This window comes from Burkholderia sp. Ax-1720 (assembly GCF_011753035.1).
Lineage (GTDB): Bacteria > Pseudomonadota > Gammaproteobacteria > Burkholderiales > Burkholderiaceae > Burkholderia > Burkholderia gladioli.
Map to the genome: position 1 here is coordinate 1 of NZ_VWWK01000349.1, position 2,772 is coordinate 2,772.

Sequence of the window (2,772 nt, forward strand, 5' to 3'; positions counted from 1 at the left end):
CTTTCCGGCCGCTGCCCGGCACACCGCCCGGGCCGCCCTCGCGCGTCGCCGCCGTCGCCGCGCGCGCGTCACGGTTCCATCGCGCGCGGCGTGTTAACATGCGCCCTCCCGCGTCCGTCGTTTTCCGCATCGCGCGAGCCGCTCAGGCCGCGCGCACCGCGCCCGCTCAAGGCGCGGCGGCGGCGCCGTCACCCGCACTCCAGTCCGCCAGTCACCATGTCCGCAGGTCTCAATGCCGCTCAAAGCGAAGCGGTGCGCTATCTCGACGGTCCCTGTCTCGTGCTCGCCGGCGCGGGCAGCGGCAAGACGCGCGTGATCACGCAGAAGATCGCCCACCTGATCGAGAACAAGGGTTTCGAGCCGCGCCATATCGCGGCCGTCACCTTCACCAACAAGGCCGCCGCCGAGATGCGCGAGCGCGTCGGCAAGCTGCTGGAAGGCAAGACGCTGACCACGCCCGGCAAGGAAGGCCGCAAGGTGCCGGTCAACCAGCTGACGGTCTGTACCTTCCACTCGCTGGGCGTGCAGATCCTGCGCCAGGAAGCCGAGCACGTCGGCCTCAAGCCGCAATTCTCGATCATGGATTCGGACGACTGCTTCGGCATGGTGCAGGAGCAGATGGGCACCACCGACAAGGGGCTGATCCGCAAGATCCAGAACATCATCTCGCTCTGGAAGAACGGGCTGGTGACGCCCGAGCAGGCGCTGGCGATCGCCGCCAACGAGGACGAGCAGCAGGCCGCGCTGGTCTACCGCAACTACGTGGCCACCCTGCACGCCTACCAGGCGGTCGACTTCGACGACCTGATCCGCCTGCCCACCGAGCTGTTCGCGGCGAACGAGCAGGTGCGCGATCGCTGGCAGAACAAGCTGCGCTACCTGCTGATCGACGAGTACCAGGACACCAACGCCTGCCAGTACGAGCTGCTCAAGCTGCTGGCCGGGCCGCGCGCGGCCTTCACGGCGGTCGGCGACGACGACCAGGCGATCTACGGCTGGCGCGGCGCGACGCTGGAGAACCTGGCCCAGCTCGGCAAGGATTTCCCGAAGCTGCATCTGGTCAAGCTCGAGCAGAACTACCGCTCGACGGTGCGGATCCTGACCGCCGCCAACAACGTGATCGCCAACAACCCGAAGCTGTTCGAGAAGAAGCTGTGGTCCGAGCACGGCATGGGCGACACCATTACCGTGACGCCCTGCAACGACGAGGAGCACGAGGCCGAATCGGTGGTGTTCCGGCTCTCGGCGCACAAGTTCGAGCGGCGCACCCAGTTCCGCGACTACGCGATCCTCTACCGCGGCAATTTCCAGGCGCGCATCTTCGAGCAGGTGCTGCGCCGTGAGCGGATCCCCTACGTGCTGTCGGGCGGCCAGTCCTTCTTCGACAAGGCCGAGATCAAGGACCTGTGCGCCTACCTGCGCCTGATCGCCAACGCCGACGACGATCCCGCCTTCATCCGCGCCGTCACCACGCCGCGCCGCGGGATCGGCAACACCACGCTGGAGGCGCTCGGCTCCTACGCGGGGCAGGCCAAGGTGTCGCTGTTCGAGGCGGTCTACATGGGCGGCATCGAGGCGCGGCTGTCGGCGCGGCAGATCGAGCCGCTGCGCATGTTCTGCGACTTCATCCAGCGCCTGACCGAGCGCGCCGACAAGGATCCCGCCACCACCGTGCTCGACGACATGATGGAGGCGATCCACTACGAGGCCTACCTGTACGACGCCTTCGACGAGCGCCAGGCGCAGAGCAAGTGGCAGAACGTGCTGGAATTCCTCGAGTGGTTGAAGCGCAAGGGCACCAAGCCGGAAACCGAGGCGGTCGACGGCGAGGCCGAGGGCTTCCACAACGCCGACGGCCTGGCCGATACCGGCAAGAACCTGCTGGGCCTGATCCAGACCGTCGCGCTGATGTCGATGCTGGAGGGCAAGGAGGAGGATCCCGACGCGGTGCGCCTGTCCACCGTGCACGCCTCGAAGGGGCTCGAGTATCCGCACGTGTTCCTGGTCGGCGTGGAGGAAGGCGTGATGCCGCATCGCGGCGGCAGCGAGGACGACACGATCGACGACGAGCGCATCGAGGAGGAGCGGCGCCTGATGTACGTGGCGATCACGCGCGCGCAGCGCAGCCTGCACCTGAACTGGTGCAAGAAGCGCAAGCGGGCGCGCGAGACGATCGTCTGCGAGCCCTCGCGCTTCATCGTCGAGATGGAACTGGACGAGGCGCCGCCGCCCACCCCCGAGGAGGCGCCGATGACGCCGAAGGACCGGCTGGCGAGCCTGAAGGCGCTGCTGCAGAAGTAGCCGCCGGGCTCGCGGCTCGACAGCCCCTGAACGAAGATGGCCCGTGCCGCCTGGAGCGGACACGGGCCATTTTTTCGTGGCCGGCCCGGTGCGAGCCCGGCGGCCGGCGCGCGGCTTACTTTGCCGCGCCCACCATGTAGTCGACGGCGGCCTTGACCTGGTCGTCGGGCGCGTTCGAGCCGCCCTTGGGCGGCATCGAACCCTTGCCGTGCAGCGCGTAGTTGTAGACGGTGTCCATCGAATCCTTCAGGCGCGGCGCCCAGTCGGCCTTGTTGCCGAACTTGGGCGCGCCGAGCACGCCGGCCGCGTGGCAGGCCACGCACACCGAGTCGTACAGCGCCTTGCCCGCGCCGGCGCCGCCGGGCGCGACGGCCGGTGCGGCACCGGCCTTGGGCAGGGCGGCGATGGCGGCCATCGCGGCGGCGGCCTGCGCATTGGCGGCGGCCGCCGCGTCGGGCACCGCCGAGGCGC

General features: G+C 68.9%; 2 protein-coding genes. One reads left to right on the top strand and one right to left on the bottom strand.

Annotated elements, in window-relative coordinates:
- Positions 1-216 precede the first annotated feature (216 nt).
- The gene (locus tag F3J18_RS36485) at positions 217-2,301 is read left to right on the top strand and encodes a UvrD-helicase domain-containing protein (RefSeq protein WP_025097746.1); all 2,085 of its coding nucleotides are present in this window, start codon (positions 217-219) and stop codon (positions 2,299-2,301) included.
- Between the two features lie 115 nt (positions 2,302-2,416).
- On the opposite strand, the gene F3J18_RS36490 is transcribed toward F3J18_RS36485, so the two are convergent.
- A partial coding sequence (locus F3J18_RS36490; protein ID WP_166917002.1) for a c-type cytochrome occupies positions 2,417-2,772 on the bottom strand: 356 nt, incomplete at its 5' end.